Here is a 16,954-nt window from a genome sequence, read left to right on the forward strand (position 1 = left end):
ATGAACAGTTCGCACAACCTGCGCGGACGTCGTGTCGAGCGCAAGGTCATACGGAATCCGGGTGAATACCGCCGCCGTCGTTCGGAAGCGTCGCTCACGGCGCGTCCGGAATCCAACCCCTGTCGGTGAGTATGGATTCCGGGCTCGCGGACCTGCGGTCCGCGCCCCGGAACGACCGGGGGGATTACCGGCTTTCGTAAACTCCGGCTCGTCATGCCCGCGCTCGTCGCGAGCACCCACGCCTTCGCACCGCTTCGACAACTACGGCGTATCGCCCCCCTCTCCGTCAGCGGGGGCGGAGCTCGCCGGTGTCGTTCCACACCTCCTGGAGCGTGATGCCGTGCGGGGCGACCTCGAAGCGGTCGATGAAGCGGATGCCGGAGAAGGCCGTGCCGTCGGGCCATTCGCCGAACAGCGTGCCGCGGGCGTAGACGACGAACACGTCGCCCTGGCGCGACACCTCCCAGGCGTCGATCGACTTGCCGATGCTGCGATAGCGGGTGGCGGAGCCGGCCGCGATCGCCGCCGGATCGCGGCGGCGCACGCCGCCCGGGAAGATCAGCACGGCGTCGGCGGCGAGGCAGCCCGCGGCGGCGGCGCTGTCGCGCTGGCCGATCGCCACCAGGAACGTCTTCGCCAGGTCCAGCGCGTCCTGCTCGGACGAGATCGTCGGCATCGGCCACCTCTCGGGTCGGGGATCACAGCTCGTTGACGGCGCGGGCCGGCGACAGCACGCGCCGGACCGTGGAGAACAGCGGCAGCACCGTGACGACCAGGGCGACCACCAGGATGCCGAGGGCGATCGGGCGGTCGAGCAGGATCTCCCAGGAGCCGCGCCCGAGCATCAGGGTCTGCCGCAGGTTCAGCTCCATGGCGCCGCCGAGCACGTAGGCGAGGATCAGCGGCGCGGTGTCGAAGCGGAGCTTGCGCAGCCCGTAGCCGAGCAGGCCGAAGACCAGCAGCAGGCCGAGGTCGAACACGCTGTTGTTGAGCGAGTAGCCGCCGACCATGATGAACAGGATGAGCGGCCCGTAGAGCACCTTGTAGGGCACCTTGAGGAGCTGCACCCAGACGCCGATCAGCGGCAGGTTGAGGAGCAGCAGCATGACGTTGCCGACATACATCGACGCCACCACGCTCCAGAACACCTCCGGCTTGCTCTGGATCATCAGCGGCCCCGGCGCGACGCCGTACATCACGAAGGCGCCGAGCAGGATCGCGGTCACCGGGTTGCCGGGCAGGCCGAGGGTGAGGAGCGGGATGAACGAGCCGGCGGCGCCGGCGTTGTTGGCGGTCTCCGGGCCGGCGACGCCCTCGATGGCGCCCTTGCCGAACCGCTCGGGATGCGCCGACAGCCGCTTCTCCAGCCCGTAGGAGACGAAGGAGGCGAGGGTGGCGCCGCCGCCGGGCAGCAGGCCGATCAGGAAGCCGAGCACCGAGCCGCGGGCGATCGGGCCGGCGCACAGCCGCCAGTCCTCGCGCGAGGGCATCAGCTGCTTGATCGGCACCACCTGGACGCTGCGCTGGCCCAGCCGCTCGAGATTGTAGAAGATCTCGCCGAGCCCGAACATGCCCATGGCGATCACCACGACGCCGACGCCGTCGGCGAGCTCGGTGATGCCGAAGGTGAAGCGCGGCTCGCCGGTCACCACGTCCTGGCCGATCATGCTGAGCAGCAGCCCGGCCAGGATCATGATCAGCGACTTGATCACCGAGCCCTTGGCGAGCACCAGCAGCACCACGAAGCCGAGCAGCATCAGGGCGAAGTACTCGGGCGGCCCGAACTTGATGGCGACCTCGACCAGCGGCATGCTGATCAGCGCGATCGCCACGGCGCCGAGCGTGCCGGCGATGAACGAGCCCATCGCGGCGATGCCGATCGCCGGCCCGGCGCGGCCCTGCTGGGCCATCTTGTAGCCGTCGATGCAGGTCATCACGCTCTGGGCCTCGCCCGGGATGTTGACCAGGATCGCCGTGGTCGAGCCGCCGTAGCTGGCGCCGTAGTAGATGCCGGCGATCATGATGATCGCCGTCACCGGATCGAGGCCGACGGTGAGCGGCAGCAGCATGGCGATCGAGGCGCTCGGGCCGAGGCCGGGCAGCACGCCGATCAGCGTGCCGATCAGCGCGCCGACGAAGCAGAACATCACGTTGTAGGGCTGCAGGACCGTGATGAACCCGCCGATGAGACCGTCCATCACAGTCCTCCGAGAAGCCCGGCGGGCAGCCGCACGTCGAGCAGCATCACGAACAGCACGTGCGCGGCGACCGCGGTGACGGCGGCCGCCACCAGCGCGAACACGCTGAACGGCCGGCCGAGGCCGATCGCGAAGCACACATACATCAGGGCGAAGCTCGCGATCAGGAAGCCCACGACCGGCAGGGCGAAGACGAACAGCGCCATCAGCGCGACGATCGCGGCGACGCGGACACGGCCCCACGGGTCGGGCGGGTCCTCGTCGCCGGCGGCCGGCGACGGCGACCGCAGCGAGCGGACGATCAGCGCGACCGACAGGCCGACCATCCCGGCGCCGACGGCGAGCGGGATGGCGCCCGGGCCGACCAGGCGGAGATTGCCGAGGTCGAGGTCGAGCGCCAGCCAGGTCACAGCGAGGCCGACGGCGAGGAACACCACGCCGCCGACGAGGTCGCGCGAGATCGCCGGAGCGCCGGTCATTTCGCCATTCCGAGGTCGCGCAGCAGGTCGAGATAGAACTTGTCCTCGGCCACGAGGTCGCGCTGGAACGCCTCGGGCCCGCTGAACTCGACCTCGGCGAGCGCCCGCTTGGCGAAGTCGACGAACTCGGGCGCGGCGCTCGCCTGCCGGGCGGCGTCGGCGATCTTCGCCACCACGTCGTCCGGCGTCCGGGCCGGCGCCAGGAAGCCGACGCGCGGCGGCATCACGAGATCGATGCCGGCGTCCCGGAAGGTCGGCACGTCGGGGATCACCTTGGCGCGGGTGGCGCCGAACTGGGCGATCGCGGTCAGCCGCTTGCCCTGGACCTGCGGCCAGATCGCCTGGGCGAAGCCGAGCGCGAGGTCGACGGTGCCGCCGACCGTCGCGGTGACGGCCGGCGTCACCCCCTGGAACGGGATGTGGTTGAGCTTGATGCCGGCGGCGCGCGCGAAGGCGGCTCCGGCGAGATGCGTGGCGCCGCCGGTGCCGGCGCTGCCGTAGCTCACCTTGTCGGGATTGGCCTTGGCGTAGGCGACCAGCGAGGTCAGGTCCTTGAACGGCGCGCCCGGATACGCCCCCATCATGTTGGGGCCGGTCGTCACCTGGGCGACGCCGCGCAGGTCGGCGAAGCCGTAGGGCAGCTTGTTCTGGTGCGGCGCCACGGTCAGCACCGAGGTGACGGCGAACAGCAGCGTGTGGCCGTCCGGCTTGGCGTTCTTGGCCACGTAGGTGGCGCCGACCGAGCCGCCGGCGCCCGGCTTGGTCTCGACCACCACCGGCTTGCCGAGGATCTTCTCCATCTGCTGGCCGAGGATGCGGACCAGCTGGTCGGTCGAGCCCGGCGCATAGGGCACGATGACCGTGATGGGATCGGTCGGCCAGGCGGCGCGGGCGCCGCGCACGCCGACCACGCCGGCCGCGGCCGTGCCCGCCGCCATGCTCAGCACCGTCCGCCGGCTCCAGCCGGACGTCGTCGTGGGCTTGCTCATCTCGATATCCCTTCGCGCTGGATCGTGACGTCGTTCGAAACGGGGAGCGGGGCGGCGGCCGTGCCGGCCCGCGCGGCGGCGGCGGCGCGCGCCGCGGCGCGGCCGGCCAGGAAGCCGAGGCCGAGGGCGGACAGGAGGCCGTTGCCGGAGACGTAACCGAGGCTGCCGCGGCGCCCGCTGACGCCGCAGGCGGCGCCGCCGCCGGCGTAGAGGCCCGGAATGGCGCTCCCGTCGGGGCGCAGCACCCGGGCGTCGCCGTCGACGACGAGCCCGCCCTGGGTGTGGAACAGCGCCGGAGCGATGCGGGTGACGACATAGGGCGGCGCCAGCGGGCCGAGCCCGAAGGCGGTGCGGCCGTGGCGGTCGGCGGCGGCGCCGCGGGCCGCTTCGCCGGCCGCGTGCAGGGTCGCGGCGAGCTCCGCCTCCGGGCAGCCGATCAGGCCGGCGAGGTCGGCGACCGTGGCCGCCGCCCGGGCGCCGCCCTGGGTGACCAGCTCGCCGAACTCCGGCTGTCCGACCGCGGTGACGTCGCGGATGCGCGCGTCGTAGACCGCGAAGGTCGGCCGGCCGTGGGCGACGACGCGCTCGGCGAAGGCCGAGTAGCCGAGGCTCTCGTCGGCGAAGCGGGCGCCGGCGTCGTCGACGACGAGGCCGCCCTTCTCGATCACGGTCCAGGTGACCAGGGCGCCGTGCGGCTGGGCGACGCCGGCATGGGCCTGGAACGCCGCCATGTTGCCGAGCCGCGCGCCGAGCAGCTCGCCCCAGGTCACCGCGTCGCCCTCGCTGCCGATCGCACCGAAATGCGGGATCGCCGCCATGTCGGGGCAGAAGCGGTCGCGCAGGGGGCGGCTCTGGCCGAAGCCGGAGCAGGCGAGCAGCACGGCGCGGGCGCCGATGCGGGCGGTGCCGCCGCCGGCCGACTCGGTCACCGCGCCGCGCACGGCGCCGTCGGCGACCAGCAGCGCGACGGCCGGGTTGCCGAAGGCGATCGGGATGTCGCGCGCCGCGGCGGCGCGCTCCAGATCGGCGACCAGATCGGCGCCGCGCCGCGACGGCGGCGCGTGCAGCCGGCAGACGCCGTGCCCGACGTGGCGATAGCCGGTGACCAGGGTCAGCGCGACCCCGGCCTCGTCGAGCAGGAAATGGACGAGGTCGGCCGACACGGCGGCGAGGCGGTCGACCAGAGGGTCGGCGTCGTGCGGGCCGGCGACCCGGCGCAGATCCGCGGCGAAGCGGGCCGGGTCGTCGTCGATGCCGGCGGCGCGCTGCAGCCGCGTGCCGGCGGCCGGGATCGAGCCGCTCGACAGCATGGTGTTGCCGGCGAAGCGGTCGAGCTTCTCGACCACCGCGACCTCGGCGCCGCCCGCCCGGGCGGCGAGCGCCGCGACCAGCCCGCAGCCGCCGGCGCCGATCACCAGCAGATCGACCTCGGCGTCGAGGCCGTCGGCGGCGGGCGGGAGCGGGGCGAGCGCGACCACGGCGGGCTCCGTCAGGTCCGGGCCGACGACGGCGCCAGCGGCGTCGGATCGGGCACGTCGTTGGCGGCGTACTTGGCGTCGAGCGCGTCGGTGGTGAGGAGGCGCGCCTCGAGCGCGCGCATCTCGGCGTAGCCCATCAGGGCCGTGATCTCGTCGATGCCGGCCACCATCTCGGGCCGGTCGACCGGCTCGCCGGTCTCGATCACCTGCTTCATCACGGCGAGCGCGTTGGCCATGCCGCGGATGGCGGCGCCGGGCAGCATGCGGGGCAGGCTGACGCGCCGCACGCCGAGCGCCTTGAGGCGCGGCAGCGGGATCAGCGGCGTGGTCGGCCGGGCGCGGATGCCGAAGCCCATGTTGATCGTCACCGGCACGCCGGCGGCCTCGACGATGCGGGCGATGTCCTCCTCGCGCCTGACGGCGTCCGGGAAGATCATGTCGGCGCCGGCCGCCGCATAGGCGCGGATGCGCGCCACGGCGCCGTCGATGCCCTCCAGGGCGAGCGCGTCGGTGCGGGCGCAGATCACGAAGGCGTCGTTGCGGCGGGCGAGGCACGCCGCCTCGATCTTCTTCACCATCTCGGCGAGCGGCACCACCTCCTTGCCGGGCATGTGGCCGCAGCGCTTGGGCGCCACCTGGTCCTCGATGTTGATGCCGGCGACGCCCGCCTCCTCGAACATCTGCACCGTGTAGTGCACGTTCATCGGATTGCCGTAGCCGGTGTCGGCGTCGCAGGTGATCGGGATCGACACCGCGCGGGCGAGATGGCGGCAGTGCTCGACGTTCTCGCGCAGCCCCATCACGCCGATGTCGTCGATGCCGAGCAGCGCGTTGGAGATCGCCGCACCCGACGTGGCGGCGCAGGCGAAGCCGGCCTGCTCGACCAGGCGCGCGCTGTAGCCGTCGTAGATGCCGGGCGCGACCATCAGCTCGCCCGAGTTCAGATAGGCGCGGTACCGCTCGACCTTTCCGGTCGTCTCTCGTGAGTTCGACAAGACACTCTGCCTGTTCATGCGGCCGAGACGCCGGCGTCGGAGCCGGCGTCCTCGGCCGAAGCCGGAAGATTGCGCAGCACGTTCTCGGCCGCGCGGGCGATGTGGGAACGCATCAGGGATTCGGCGAGCTCGCCGTCGCGGCCGCGGATCGCCAGCAGGATCTGGCGGTGCTCCGTGTAGGCGATCGAGCGGCGCTCGCCGGCGGCGCCGGACCAGCGCCGATAGAGCCGCAGCAGGTGGTAGAGGTCGCCGCACAGCGTGTCGACGATGCGGGCGTTGCCGCTCGCCCGCACGATCCGCTCGTGGAAGTCGAAGCTCTCGGCCGGCGACTGGTGCTCGTCGCCGCCGAGCGCGCGGCTGCGATTGTGCTCGAGGCCGGCGGCGAGCCGCTCGATCTCGGCCGCGTCCATGCGCTGCGCGGCGAGCCGGCAGGCGTAGCCTTCCAGCGCCTCGCGCATCTCGAACAGCTCGCGCACGGCGCGCGGCTCCAGGGTGATGACCCGGGCCCGCATGAACGGCTCGCGCGAGACGAGCTGGATGCCCTGCAGGCGGCGCACCGCCTCGCGCACCGGGCCGCGGCTGACGGCGAAGCGCGCCGCCAGCGCCGACTCGTTGACGATCGCGCCGGGCGGCAGCTCGCAGCTGTAGATCAGCTCGAGCAGGCGCTCGAACAGGTCGTCGCCGAGGGTGGCTTTCGGGGCCATGCGGTCTCCGAGAGGCGCGCGTGCGGGGAACTCTTAGTGTCAACAGTTTTGCCGAGAAGGACCGCTCCGTCAATCCGAGCAGCGGGCGCCCTGCCGGTTCGCATGCGCGAATTTTCGGCATTTACCGGGGCTATTTCGAGCATTCTGCCCGGATTTGGAGCGGCGGAGAGACTGGCGACGCTCTTCCCAACTCCGGAAAAAGGGCTATAAGTGTCAACAATTCATCCCGGCGACCGATGGGCCTGCCCCGGTCTGCCGCCGGCCCATGGACGAGGAGCGATGGCCGCTGCCGCCGACCGAGACGACGCCGCGCCGGCCCTGCTGCGGTGGGGCGACGACGCCGTCGCGATCGCCGACCTGGCGGCGACCGCGGCGCGGCACGGCCGGCCGCTCGCCGAGATTCCCTACGCGATCCGCGTCCTGATCGAGAACCTGGAGCGGCATCGCCGCGCCGGGCATCCGGGTGTCGTCACCGGCGCGGACGTCGCCGCGGCGGTCGCGTGGGACCGGCATCGCGACCGCGGCCTGCCGCTGCATGTCGAGCGGGTGATCCTGCCGGATTCGAGCGGGCTGCCGGTGCTGCTCGATCTCGCCGCGCTGCGCGACGCCGTCGCGGCGCGCGGCGGCGATCCCGGCCGGGTCGAGCCGGTGGTGCCGGTCGATCTCGTCGTCGACCATTCGCTGCAGGTCGACCGCGCCGGCGCGCCGGACGCCATGATCGCCAACATGCGCCGCGAGTACGAGCGCAACGGCGAGCGCTACCGCTTTCTCAAATGGGCGAGCGGCGCCTTCACGTCGCTGCGGGTGTTCCCGCCCGGCACCGGCATCATCCATCAGGTCAATCTGGAGTTCGTCGCCGAGGTGGTGCGGCGCCGCCGCCACGGCGACACCGTCTGGGCGGTGCCGGACTTCGTCATCGGCGGCGACTCGCACACCCCGATGGTCAACGGCATCGGCGTGCTCGGCTGGGGCGTCGGCGGCATCGACGCGGAGTCCGCCATGCTGGGCGCCGCCTATGTGCTGCCCTGCCCCGAGGTGGTCGGCGTCCGGCTCGCCGGCACGCGCCGGCCCGGCGTCACCACCACGGATCTGGCGCTCGCCGTCACCGAGCGGCTGCGCCGCGAGAAGGTCGTCGCCGCGATCGTCGAGTACGGCGGCGAGGCGGTCGACGCGCTGACCATCCCGGAGCGCGCCACCATCGCCAACATGGCGCCCGAATACGGCGCCACCGCCGGCTATTTCCCGATCGACGCCCGCACCATCGACTATCTGGCGCTGACCCGGCCGGGCCGCGACCTCGCCGGCCTCGTCGACGCCTATGCGCGGCGCAACGGCCTGTTCCGGGAGCCCGGCGCGGCGGTCCCGCGCTACGGCCGGGTGATCGAGATCGACATCGGCGCGGTCGGCGCCGCGGTCGCGGGCCCGCGCCGGCCGCAGGACCGGCTGGAGCTGCCGGCGGTCGCCGGCGATTTCGCCCGGCGCCTCGCGACGCCGCTCGCCGAGGGCGGCTTCGCCAAGGCGGCGACGACCGCGGAGACCGCGGCCGGCACGGGCGGCGCCGGCACGGACGAGACCATCACGGACGGCACCGTGGTGCTGGCCGCCGTCACGTCCTGCACCAACACCTCGAACCCGGCCGTGATGCTCGCCGCCGGCCTGCTCGCCCGCAAGGCGCGGGCCCGCGGCCTCACGGTCCCGGCGCGGGTGAAGACGTCGCTCGCCCCCGGCTCGCGGGTGGTGACGCGCTATCTGGAGCGCGCCGGCCTGCTGCCCGACCTCGAGGCGCTCGGCTTCCACGTGATCGGCTACGGCTGCACGACATGCGGCGGCAAGTCCGGCCCGCTCGACCCGCGGGTCGCCGCGGCGATCGAGCGCGACGGCCCGGTGGCGGTCGCGGTGCTGTCCGGCAACCGCAACTTCGAGGGCCGCATCCACCGCCTGGTGCGGGCGAACTACATCATGTCGCCGCCGCTGGTGATCGCCTACGCGCTCGCCGGACGCATCGATCGCGATCTGTCCCGCGAGCCGATCGGGCAGGATGCCGACGGCAGGCCGGTGATGCTCGCCGACATCTGGCCGAGCGCCGACGAGATCGCCGCCGTGATGCCGCACGCCCTCGACCCGGATCTGTTCGCCGCCGCCTACGGCGGCGAGCGCCCCGCCGATCCGCTGTGGGACGACCTCGCCGCGCCGACCGGCGACCGCTACGGCTGGGACCCGGCGTCGACCTATCTGATCAGGCCGCCGTTCTTCGACGAGGAGCCGCCGCCGCTCGCCGACCGCCTCGACGGCGTCCGCGTCCTCGGCCTGTTCGGCGACTCGCTCACCACCGACCACATCTCGCCGGGCGGCGAGATCCCGGCCGACAGCCCGGCCGGGATCTATCTGCGGGGCCAGGGGATCGCGCCGCGCGACTTCAACACCTACGTGGCGCGGCGCTGCAATCACCACGTCATGGCGCGCGCCACCTTCGCCAATCTGCGCATCAAGAACCTGCTGCTGCCGGAGCGCGAAGGCTGGTTCACGCGCCATCATCCGACCGGCGAGACGGTGACGTTCTTCGAGGCGGCGTCGCGCTATCTCGCCGCCGGCACGCCGACCGTGGTGCTGGCCGGCCGCGAATACGGCACCGGATCGAGCCGCGACTGGGCCGCCAAGGGCTCGGCGCTGCTCGGCCTGCGGGCCGTGATCGCCGAATCCTACGAGCGCATCCACCGCGCCAACCTGGTCGGCATGGGCATCGTGCCGCTCGCCTTCCGGGACGGCGAGGGCTGGGCGACGCTCGGCCTGACCGGCCGCGAGACGCTGACGATCGACGGCCTGCGCGCCGGGGTGCGGACCGGCGCGCCCGTGACCGTCACGGCGCGCGACGGCGACCGCACCGTGACGTTCACGGTGACGGCGCAGGTGCTCACCGAGAGCGAGCGCCGCCAGATCGAAGGCGGCGGCATCCTCGCCATGATGGTCCGTGACGTCTCGGCCGCGCCGCCGCGCGCGACCTCAGCCTGAGGGTTCGTCCATGCTCGATCTCGTTCTCGCCGATGGCGAGCTCGTCGTTCCGGAAACCGGCGTCGCCCGCGGGTCGGTCGGCATCAAGGACGGCCGCATCGCCGTCGTCGCCGCGCCGGGCGAGACGCTGACGGCGCGCGAGACCATCGACTGCTCCGGCCGCTGGGTGTTTCCCGGCCTGATCGATCCGCACACCCATGTCGGCTTCGGCGACAAGGAGCGCGACTTCGGGACCGAGGCGCGCTCGGCGGCGCTCGGCGGCGTCACGGCGCTGTTCACGTTCCACCGCTCGGCCGACCTGCGCGAGTCCTCCGGCCCGTGGATCGCCGAGGGCGAGCGGCGCAGCTGCATCGACTTCGGCCTGCATTTCGGCCTCACCAGCGCGCTGCACATCGACACGCTGCAGGAGACGGCGAAGCGCTTCGGCGTCAGCTCCTTCAAGGTGTATCTGATGTACAAGGGCGCCGCCGGCGCCGCCAAGGGCTTCACCGAGATCGACGACGGCCTCCTGTTCCGCACCATGCTGGAGGCGCGCCGGGTGCCGGGCGGCGTGGTCGGCGTCCACTGCGAGAACGTCGAGGTGATCCCGGTGTTTCGCGGCCCGCTGAAGGCCGCCGGCCGCAACGACCTCGCCGCCTGGGACGAGCAGAGCCCGGACTTCCTGGAGGCCGAGAACGTCTCGCGGGTGATCTATTTCGCCGCCAAGGCGGAGTGCCCGGTCAACATCGTCCATCTGTCGAGCCGCGAGGGGCTGGAGATCGTCCGCCGCCATCGCGCCGTCCACCGCAATCCGGTGCATGTCGAGACCTGCGCGCACTATCTCACCATGACGCGCGACGATCCCGCCGGCATCCTCGCCAAGGTCAACCCGCCGCTGCGCCGCCAGACCGACTGCGACGCGCTGTGGGAGGGCGTCGCCGACGGCTCGATCGAGACGGTCGGCTCCGATCACGTGCCGCGCAAGGTGGCGACCAAGGGCACCGACCTGTGGAGCGCCAGCGCCGGCTTCCCCGGCCTCGCCACGCTGCTGCCGCTGATGATCGAGGACGGCCACTACGGCCGCGGCCTGCCGCTCACCCGCATCGCCGCGGTGACCAGCCTCAACGTCGCCCGCCTCTACGGCCTGCCCTCGAAGGGCTCGATCGCCGCCGGCAAGGACGCCGACCTCGTCGTCGTCGATCCGCACACCAAGCGCGCCGTCGACCACGCGACGCTGGCCTCCTTCTCGGACTACACGCCGATGCAGGGGCGGATGCTGCGCGGCTGGCCGGTGCACACGCTGGTGCGCGGCCGGCCCGTCGTCGCCGACGGCCGCCTCACCGAGGCGGCGCTGACGGCGCCGGCCGGACGCTATCTCCGCCGCGCCGTCTGATCGTCCGCGCGGCTCCCGACAGGTTCAGAACAGAAGGCCCACGCCATGACGCAGACCCGCATCTGGGACAGGTTCCTCACCGCGCGCGACCAGCAGGTGCTGGCCAAGGCCGGTTACGGCAAGCGGGGCGGCTTCGGCACCCGGCCCGCCCTTTTCATCATCGACGTCCAGTACAATTTCTGCGGCGACACGCCGGAGGACATTCTCGACGGCCTGAAGCAGTACCGCACCCATTGTGGCCGCGAGGCGTGGGACGCGATCGCGCATATCGAGCCGCTCCTGCATCTCGCCCGCGAGAAGAACCTGCCGGTGTTCTACACCGAGAGCGCGCGGCGCAGCGACATGCTCGATTCCGGCGTCCAGGTCGGGAAGAACCACCGTGGCACCGAGAAGACCGTGATCGAGGGCACGCACGCCACCGAGACGGTCGCGCCGCTGGCCCCGCGTCCGCAGGACATCCGCATCGGCAAGCGCAAGCCGTCGTGCTTCTTCGGCACGATCTTCATGAGCCACCTGAACTTCCTCGACATCGACACGCTGATCCTCACCGGCTGCACGACGTCGGGCTGCCTGCGCGCCACCGCGGTCGACGCCTATTCCTACAACTTCAAGGTCGTCATCCCGGAGGAGTGCTCGTTCGACCGGTTCGAGGCGAGCCACGCCGTCAACCTGTTCGACCTGAACTGCAAGTATGCCGACGTGATCCCGACCGCCGAGGTCGAGACCTACCTGAAGGGCCTGCCGGTGCGGGCGCCGTTCACGGCGCCGGCCGGCTGAGCCCGGGCCGATGGACGCGCGGCACGCGGTCGTCACCGGCGCGGCCTCGGGCATCGGCGCCGCCGTCGTCCGGCGCCTGCTCGCCGACGGCTGGCGGGTGACCGGGCTCGACCGCGCGCCGCAGGCGGCGGCCGAGCGCCTCACGCCGATCACGGTCGATCTGACGGAACGCGACCGCCTCGCCGCGGTCGCCGCGGACCTGGCGGCGGCGCGGCCGACCGCGCTCGTCCACTCGGCCGGGATCATGCGGGCCGACGACGATGCCGGGACGCGGGCGAGCGGCGGCGCGACGCTGTGGGCCCTGCACGTCGCGGCAGCGGCGCTGCTGATCGAGACGCTGACGCCGGCGATGCCGGACCGCGACGGCCGCGTCGTCGTGCTGTCGAGCCGGGCCGCGCAGGGGCGGCCGGGGCGGATGTTCTATGCGGCGTCGAAGGGCGGCGTCGAGGCGATGGTGCGCTGTGCCGCCGGGGCGCTGGTGTCGCGCGGCATCACGGTCAACGCCGTCGCGCCGGGCGCCACCGACACGCCGCAGCTCGTCGATCCGGCCCGCGCCGGGGCACCGATCAAGCGGCCGCCGATCGGCCGGCTGATCGCGCCCGCGGAGGTCGCGGCCCTGATCGGCTTCCTGCTCGGGCCGGAGGCCGGCGCGATCACCGGGCAGACCCTGACCATCTGCGGCGGCGCGAGCCTGACCGTGTCCTGAGCCGCGGTCCGGGACCGGCGCAGCGGTCCGGAGCCGGCGACGGCCGCCGCCATCGGGAGAGCACGTATGCGGCGGCGCGGTGCTTGTGACCGGCCGGGCGGGGTGACATAGCTCTTCGATCAGGCCCAGCCCCCACCCGGCGCTCCATGACCGACGCCAAGTCCGCCGCCGACCGCAGCTCCGACGCCGGCCGCACGTCCGACGCCGAGGCCGGCCCGCGGCCCGGCCCCGGGCCGCGTCCGAAGGCGGGTCCGCGGCCGGGCCGCGCTTCGAGCCCGGCGCCAGGCCCGGGCAGCGGCGCTCCCCGCCGCCTGCTCGGCCATCTCGGGCCGATGGTCGGCGCCGCCGGGCTCGTGTTCGTGATCTGGCAGGCCCTGCGGCAGGGGCTGCCGGCGCCGCTGGCCGCGACGCCCGGTACGGCGCTCGGCACCCTCCTCGCGGCGACCGGCCTGCAGCTGCTCGGGGCGGTGCTGACCGGCATCGGCTGGGTGGTGCTGCTGCGCCTGACGGTGCGGCCGACCATGCGGCGGAGCTGCCTGTTCGGCATCTTTCTCTACACCCAGCTCGACCGCTACCGGCTCGCCAACGTGGTGCAGTACGTGCACCGGCACGCGGCGCTGGCGCCGTTCGGCGTGACCATCGGCGAGTCCCTCACCGTCGCCATGGCCGAGGCGCTGTGCCTGCTCACCGCGACCGGCCTCCTGGTCGGCACCGCGGCGGCGCTCGGCCGGCTCGACTGGAGCCTCTCGTTCCGCATCCTCGGGGAGTTCTCGCTGGCCGTCAGCGGCATGGCGGGCTTCGCGCTGCTGGTCATGGTGGTGCTGCAGCGCTCGGTGATCTCGCGCCTGTTCGCCTCGCGCCGCGCCGTGACCCGGATGCTGTTCGCGGTCGGGCTCGACGTCGCCACCTTCGTGACCATGGGGCTGGCGCTCGACGCCCTGATCGGCGTCGTCGCGCCGGACGTGGCGCGCGATCTCGTCTCGCTGTCGGCGATCTGCGCCGCCGCGTGGCTGGCCGGCTTCGTGGTGCCGGGCGCGCCGGCCGGGCTCGGGGTGCGCGAGGTGGTGCTGACCGTGCTGCTCGCCCCGGCGGTCGGCGGCGACGCCGCCGCGATCGCGCTCGCCCTGCGGCTCGCCGGCGTCCTGGCCGATGCGCTGGCCGCCGGCGCCGGTCGGCTGATGATGCTGCACGCCCATCCGCGACCGCCGGTCGGGGCCGACGCCCGCTGAGCGCCGTCCCGGGTCGGGCCGGGCTGGTCGCCCGGCCGTCGCCGCCCGTCAGCTCGCCCGGACGCGGCCGAGGAAGCGCTCGACGTCGCCGCTCAGGTGGTCGGCGTCGGCCGCCACCGTCTCGACCGACTGCAGCACGGCGTCGCTCGCCGTGCCGGTCTCGCGGCTCAGCGCGGCGACGTTGCCGATGGTGCGGGTCACGGCCTGGGTGCCGGTCGAGGCCTGCTGGATGTTGCGGGTGATCTCCTGCGCGGCGGCGCCCTGCTCCTCCACGGCGGCGGCGATCGCCGTCATCTTCTCGTCGATGCCGCCGATGGTGCCGGCGATCGAGCGGATCGCCGCGACCGCCGTCTCGGTCGCGCCCTGGATCTCGGCCACCTGGCGGGCGATGTCGTCGGTCGCCTGGGCGGTCTGGCCGGCGAGCCGCTTGACCTCCTGAGCGACCACGGCGAAGCCCTTGCCGGCGTCGCCGGCGCGCGCCGCCTCGATGGTGGCGTTGAGCGCGAGCAGGTTGGTCTGGCCGGCGATCTGGGTGATCAGCTCGACCACGGTGCCGATCCGCTTCGCCGACTCGGCGAGCGCGTCGACGGTGGCGTTGGTCTGTTCCGCCTGCACCACGGCGTCGCGCGCCCCGGCGGCGCTCGACTGGACCTGGCGCGAGATCTCGACCACCGAGTTGGACAGCTCCTCGGTCGCCGCGGCGACGGCCTGGACGTTCAATGTCGCCTGCTCGGCCGCGGCCGAGACGGCGGCGGCCTCCTGGCTCGACCGGCCGGCGATCGAGCGCATGGCGTTCGCGGTGTCGCGCAGCGCGCCGGCCGAGCGGCCGAGGCTCTCGATCACCGACTTCGCCGTGCTGTCGAAGCTCTCGCAGGCCGTGTCGATGGTGCCGGCGCGGGCGAGCTGGGCGCGCTGCGACGCCTCGTTCTCGGCGGCGAGCCGATCGGCCGTCGCGGCGGACTCGCGCAGATTCTCCAGCGCGACCGCCATGGCGCCGAACTCGTCCTGGTGGGCCGGCGGCGGCACCGGCGTCGCGAAGTCGCGCTCGCGCAGCCGGCCGATGGCGACGAGCAGCTCCCGCACCGGGGCGGCGAAGCGGCGCCGCACCACGATCCAGCCGAACACGGCGATCGCCAGCGCCGCCGCGAAGGCGGCCGACTGGACGACCAGATTGGTCAGGGCGGCGCTGCGGTCGCGGTCGCCCTGGGCGATCGCCTCGTCGAGCGCCAGGATCGCCACCCGGACGATCGAGTCGAACGGCGCCTGGCAGGTGGCGGTCCATTCGGCCGGCGGCATCACGGCGCCGGTGCCGGCGCCGAGCTTCGCGACCACCTGGTCGATCTTCTTGTTGGCGGCGTCGATGCCGGCGCGGGCGGTGCGGAAGGCCTCGGTCACGGCGGGGGGCGCGCCCGGCCGGGCGAGCAGCTCGTCGATCCCGGCGAGGCCCGCGGCGACGATCGCCCGGTGCTGGCCGTGCAGGATCTTCTGGGCCTCGCTCGTCGGCTGGCCGGTGTTGACGTTGCCGCGCAGCAGCGAGCACTGCAGGCCGTAGCGGTCGCGCGCCTGCCAGGCGAAGCGCCGCACCTGCACCATCTCGCCGACCAGCGGGTGGTTCATCCGGGCGCGGTTCGACACCGCGCTGGACGCATGGTTGAGCTGCTCGAAGACGCCGCGCGCGTCCTGCCAGGCCATGGTCCGCTTGAGGTCGCGCTCCTGCCGGGGCCGCCTGGCCTCGTCGAGCAGCAGCGGGTAACGCGACGTCGCGATCTTCCATTCGCGGGTGATCGCCGCGCCCAGGGCGTCGCGATCCGGGACGTCGATGGTGGCGATGGCCGCGATGGTCGCCTCGTACTGGGCGTTCGCGCTCCGCTGCAGCGCCTCGAGCTTCGGCGTGGGATTGTCCTCGGCGATCAGGGCCGTCGTGGCGGTGCCACGCTGGCTGCGAATGGCCCGGATCGCCTCGAAGATCGTCTTGTCGGCGGCGGCGAGCGTCTGCGCCTCGCCGCTGTCGCGATACTGGGTGACGGCGGCGACCATCCGCTGGCCGGTGCTGACCAGCACGCCGGCCGCCAGGAGCGCCAGCACCGATGTGAGAAGTGTTCCGACCGACCGCGCCGCCATGACCTCGCCCCGTAGACGTTACGGGGGCGCATCATCGCCGGACTTTGGTAAAATAAGGCTAATGCTCGACGCCGAGGCCGCCGCCCGCACGCAGGCGTTCCGAACCGGCGACCGGCCGGATCATACCAACGGCCCTGAACCGTGACCCGTCATCCCGAGGCGCTCGCCGAAGGCGAGCCTCGAAGGATGCCACCACCCAAGTCGGCGTCACCGACTTGGGCTTCAATGGTGTCGATCTCGGGCAAGCCCGAGATCGATGCCGTCGCCCTTCGAGGGCTGCGCATGCGCAGCCACCTCGGGGTGACGGTGAGAGTCAGTGCCGGAGGCCGTTGGTATCAGTCGATCTTGCGGAGCGGGCCGAGGTCGAGATTCTCCTTCGGCAGCGTCTTCAGCTCGCTGTCGATCTGCAGGCAGGTCAGGATCTCGACATAGCTCGGCTCTTCGCGGCCGGCCTCGGCGACGCAGGCCTGCCGCTGCTTCGCCGGCCACTTGCTCCAGCCGGCGACCAGCTGCTTGCGGGCGTCCTCCTCGGATTGCAGGCAGCTCTTCAGCGCCGCCTCGGTGTCGGAGCCGCCACGGCAGCTCGGCCGCACGTCGAAGGTCGGGACCTGGTCGGACGCCGACGCGGCGCCGGCGAGGACCAGGGCAGAAAAGGCGAGCACGAGCGGCGACAGGCGCATCGGGGCATCCTCCGGTTCGAGCCCGGTGTAGCGGAGCGGCATTACCGCTCCCTTACGAGCGGGCGGGTCCCGGCCGCTCGCGGCCTCAGTGTGCCGCCCGCCGCCGCCCGCGTCCAACGGCAAGATCACACCGGCCGCCTGCGCCCGCGCCACGCCGGCGGGCTACTGCCCGGAATTTCCGCAGTTTTGGCGGCTGATGCATAAAATTGCACGTCGC

At 73.0% G+C, this 16,954-nt stretch carries 14 protein-coding genes; 5 read left to right on the forward strand and 9 right to left on the reverse strand.

Annotated features, from left to right (window positions below):
* Positions 1-286 precede the first annotated feature (286 nt).
* From J2S22_RS08595 to J2S22_RS08625, 7 genes are read right to left on the reverse strand one after another with little or no spacing between them, the layout of a single operon-like run.
* A complete protein-coding gene (locus J2S22_RS08595) occupies positions 287-676 on the reverse strand; it encodes a nuclear transport factor 2 family protein (RefSeq protein WP_272776468.1) in 390 nt (129 codons plus the stop codon).
* 22 nt (positions 677-698) lie between these two features.
* Positions 699-2,198: a tripartite tricarboxylate transporter permease gene (locus tag J2S22_RS08600; protein ID WP_272776467.1), complete on the reverse strand. Its 1,500-nt coding sequence runs from the start codon at positions 2,196-2,198 to the stop codon at positions 699-701.
* On the reverse strand, positions 2,198-2,677 hold the full coding sequence (locus J2S22_RS08605) for a tripartite tricarboxylate transporter TctB family protein (protein WP_272776466.1): 480 nt from the start codon (positions 2,675-2,677) through the stop codon (positions 2,198-2,200). Before J2S22_RS08605 ends, J2S22_RS08600 begins: the two co-directional genes overlap by 1 nt.
* A complete protein-coding gene (locus tag J2S22_RS08610; protein WP_272776465.1) occupies positions 2,674-3,666 on the reverse strand; it encodes a Bug family tripartite tricarboxylate transporter substrate binding protein in 993 nt (330 codons plus the stop codon). Before J2S22_RS08610 ends, J2S22_RS08605 begins: the two co-directional genes overlap by 4 nt.
* On the reverse strand, positions 3,663-5,144 hold the full coding sequence (locus tag J2S22_RS08615; protein WP_272776464.1) for an FAD-dependent oxidoreductase: 1,482 nt from the start codon (positions 5,142-5,144) through the stop codon (positions 3,663-3,665). The genes J2S22_RS08610 and J2S22_RS08615 overlap by 4 nt, the downstream gene beginning before the upstream one ends.
* An 11-nt stretch (positions 5,145-5,155) precedes the next feature.
* Positions 5,156-6,139: an isocitrate lyase/PEP mutase family protein gene (locus J2S22_RS08620; protein ID WP_272776463.1), complete on the reverse strand. Its 984-nt coding sequence runs from the start codon at positions 6,137-6,139 to the stop codon at positions 5,156-5,158.
* Positions 6,140-6,153: 14 nt separating this feature from the next.
* Complete coding sequence (locus J2S22_RS08625) at positions 6,154-6,843, reverse strand: GntR family transcriptional regulator (protein ID WP_272776462.1); 690 nt, start codon at positions 6,841-6,843, stop codon at positions 6,154-6,156.
* Positions 6,844-7,122: 279 nt separating this feature from the next.
* On the opposite strand from J2S22_RS08625, the gene acnA reads away from it, so the two are divergent.
* The 5 genes from acnA (at position 7,123) to J2S22_RS08650 (ending at position 13,936) form a co-directional block, all read left to right on the forward strand.
* A complete protein-coding gene (gene acnA / locus J2S22_RS08630) occupies positions 7,123-9,852 on the forward strand; it encodes an aconitate hydratase AcnA (RefSeq protein WP_272776461.1) in 2,730 nt (909 codons plus the stop codon).
* 10 nt (positions 9,853-9,862) lie between these two features.
* On the forward strand, positions 9,863-11,224 hold the full coding sequence (locus tag J2S22_RS08635) for a dihydroorotase (RefSeq protein WP_272776460.1): 1,362 nt from the start codon (positions 9,863-9,865) through the stop codon (positions 11,222-11,224).
* A 45-nt stretch (positions 11,225-11,269) separates the two neighbouring features.
* A complete protein-coding gene (locus tag J2S22_RS08640) occupies positions 11,270-12,001 on the forward strand; it encodes an isochorismatase family protein (protein ID WP_272776459.1) in 732 nt (243 codons plus the stop codon).
* A gap of 10 nt (positions 12,002-12,011) precedes the next feature.
* Positions 12,012-12,707 carry an SDR family NAD(P)-dependent oxidoreductase gene (locus tag J2S22_RS08645; RefSeq protein WP_272776458.1) on the forward strand — a complete coding sequence of 232 codons (696 nt, stop codon included), beginning with the start codon at positions 12,012-12,014 and terminating at the stop codon, positions 12,705-12,707.
* Positions 12,708-12,853: 146 nt separating this feature from the next.
* Positions 12,854-13,936, forward strand: coding sequence for a hypothetical protein (locus J2S22_RS08650; protein WP_272776457.1), 1,083 nt, complete (start codon positions 12,854-12,856; stop codon positions 13,934-13,936).
* A 48-nt stretch (positions 13,937-13,984) separates the two neighbouring features.
* Here the strand turns inward: J2S22_RS08650 and J2S22_RS08655 are convergent, their stop codons facing one another.
* On the reverse strand, positions 13,985-16,057 hold the full coding sequence (locus J2S22_RS08655; RefSeq protein ID WP_272776456.1) for a methyl-accepting chemotaxis protein: 2,073 nt from the start codon (positions 16,055-16,057) through the stop codon (positions 13,985-13,987).
* Positions 16,058-16,392: 335 nt separating this feature from the next.
* Positions 16,393-16,779, reverse strand: a complete 387-nt coding sequence (locus J2S22_RS08660; RefSeq protein WP_272776455.1) for a hypothetical protein — start codon at positions 16,777-16,779, stop codon at positions 16,393-16,395.
* Positions 16,780-16,954 lie beyond the last annotated feature (175 nt).

It is taken from the genome of Rhodoplanes tepidamans, from assembly GCF_030813915.1.
GTDB lineage: Bacteria > Pseudomonadota > Alphaproteobacteria > Rhizobiales > Xanthobacteraceae > Rhodoplanes > Rhodoplanes tepidamans.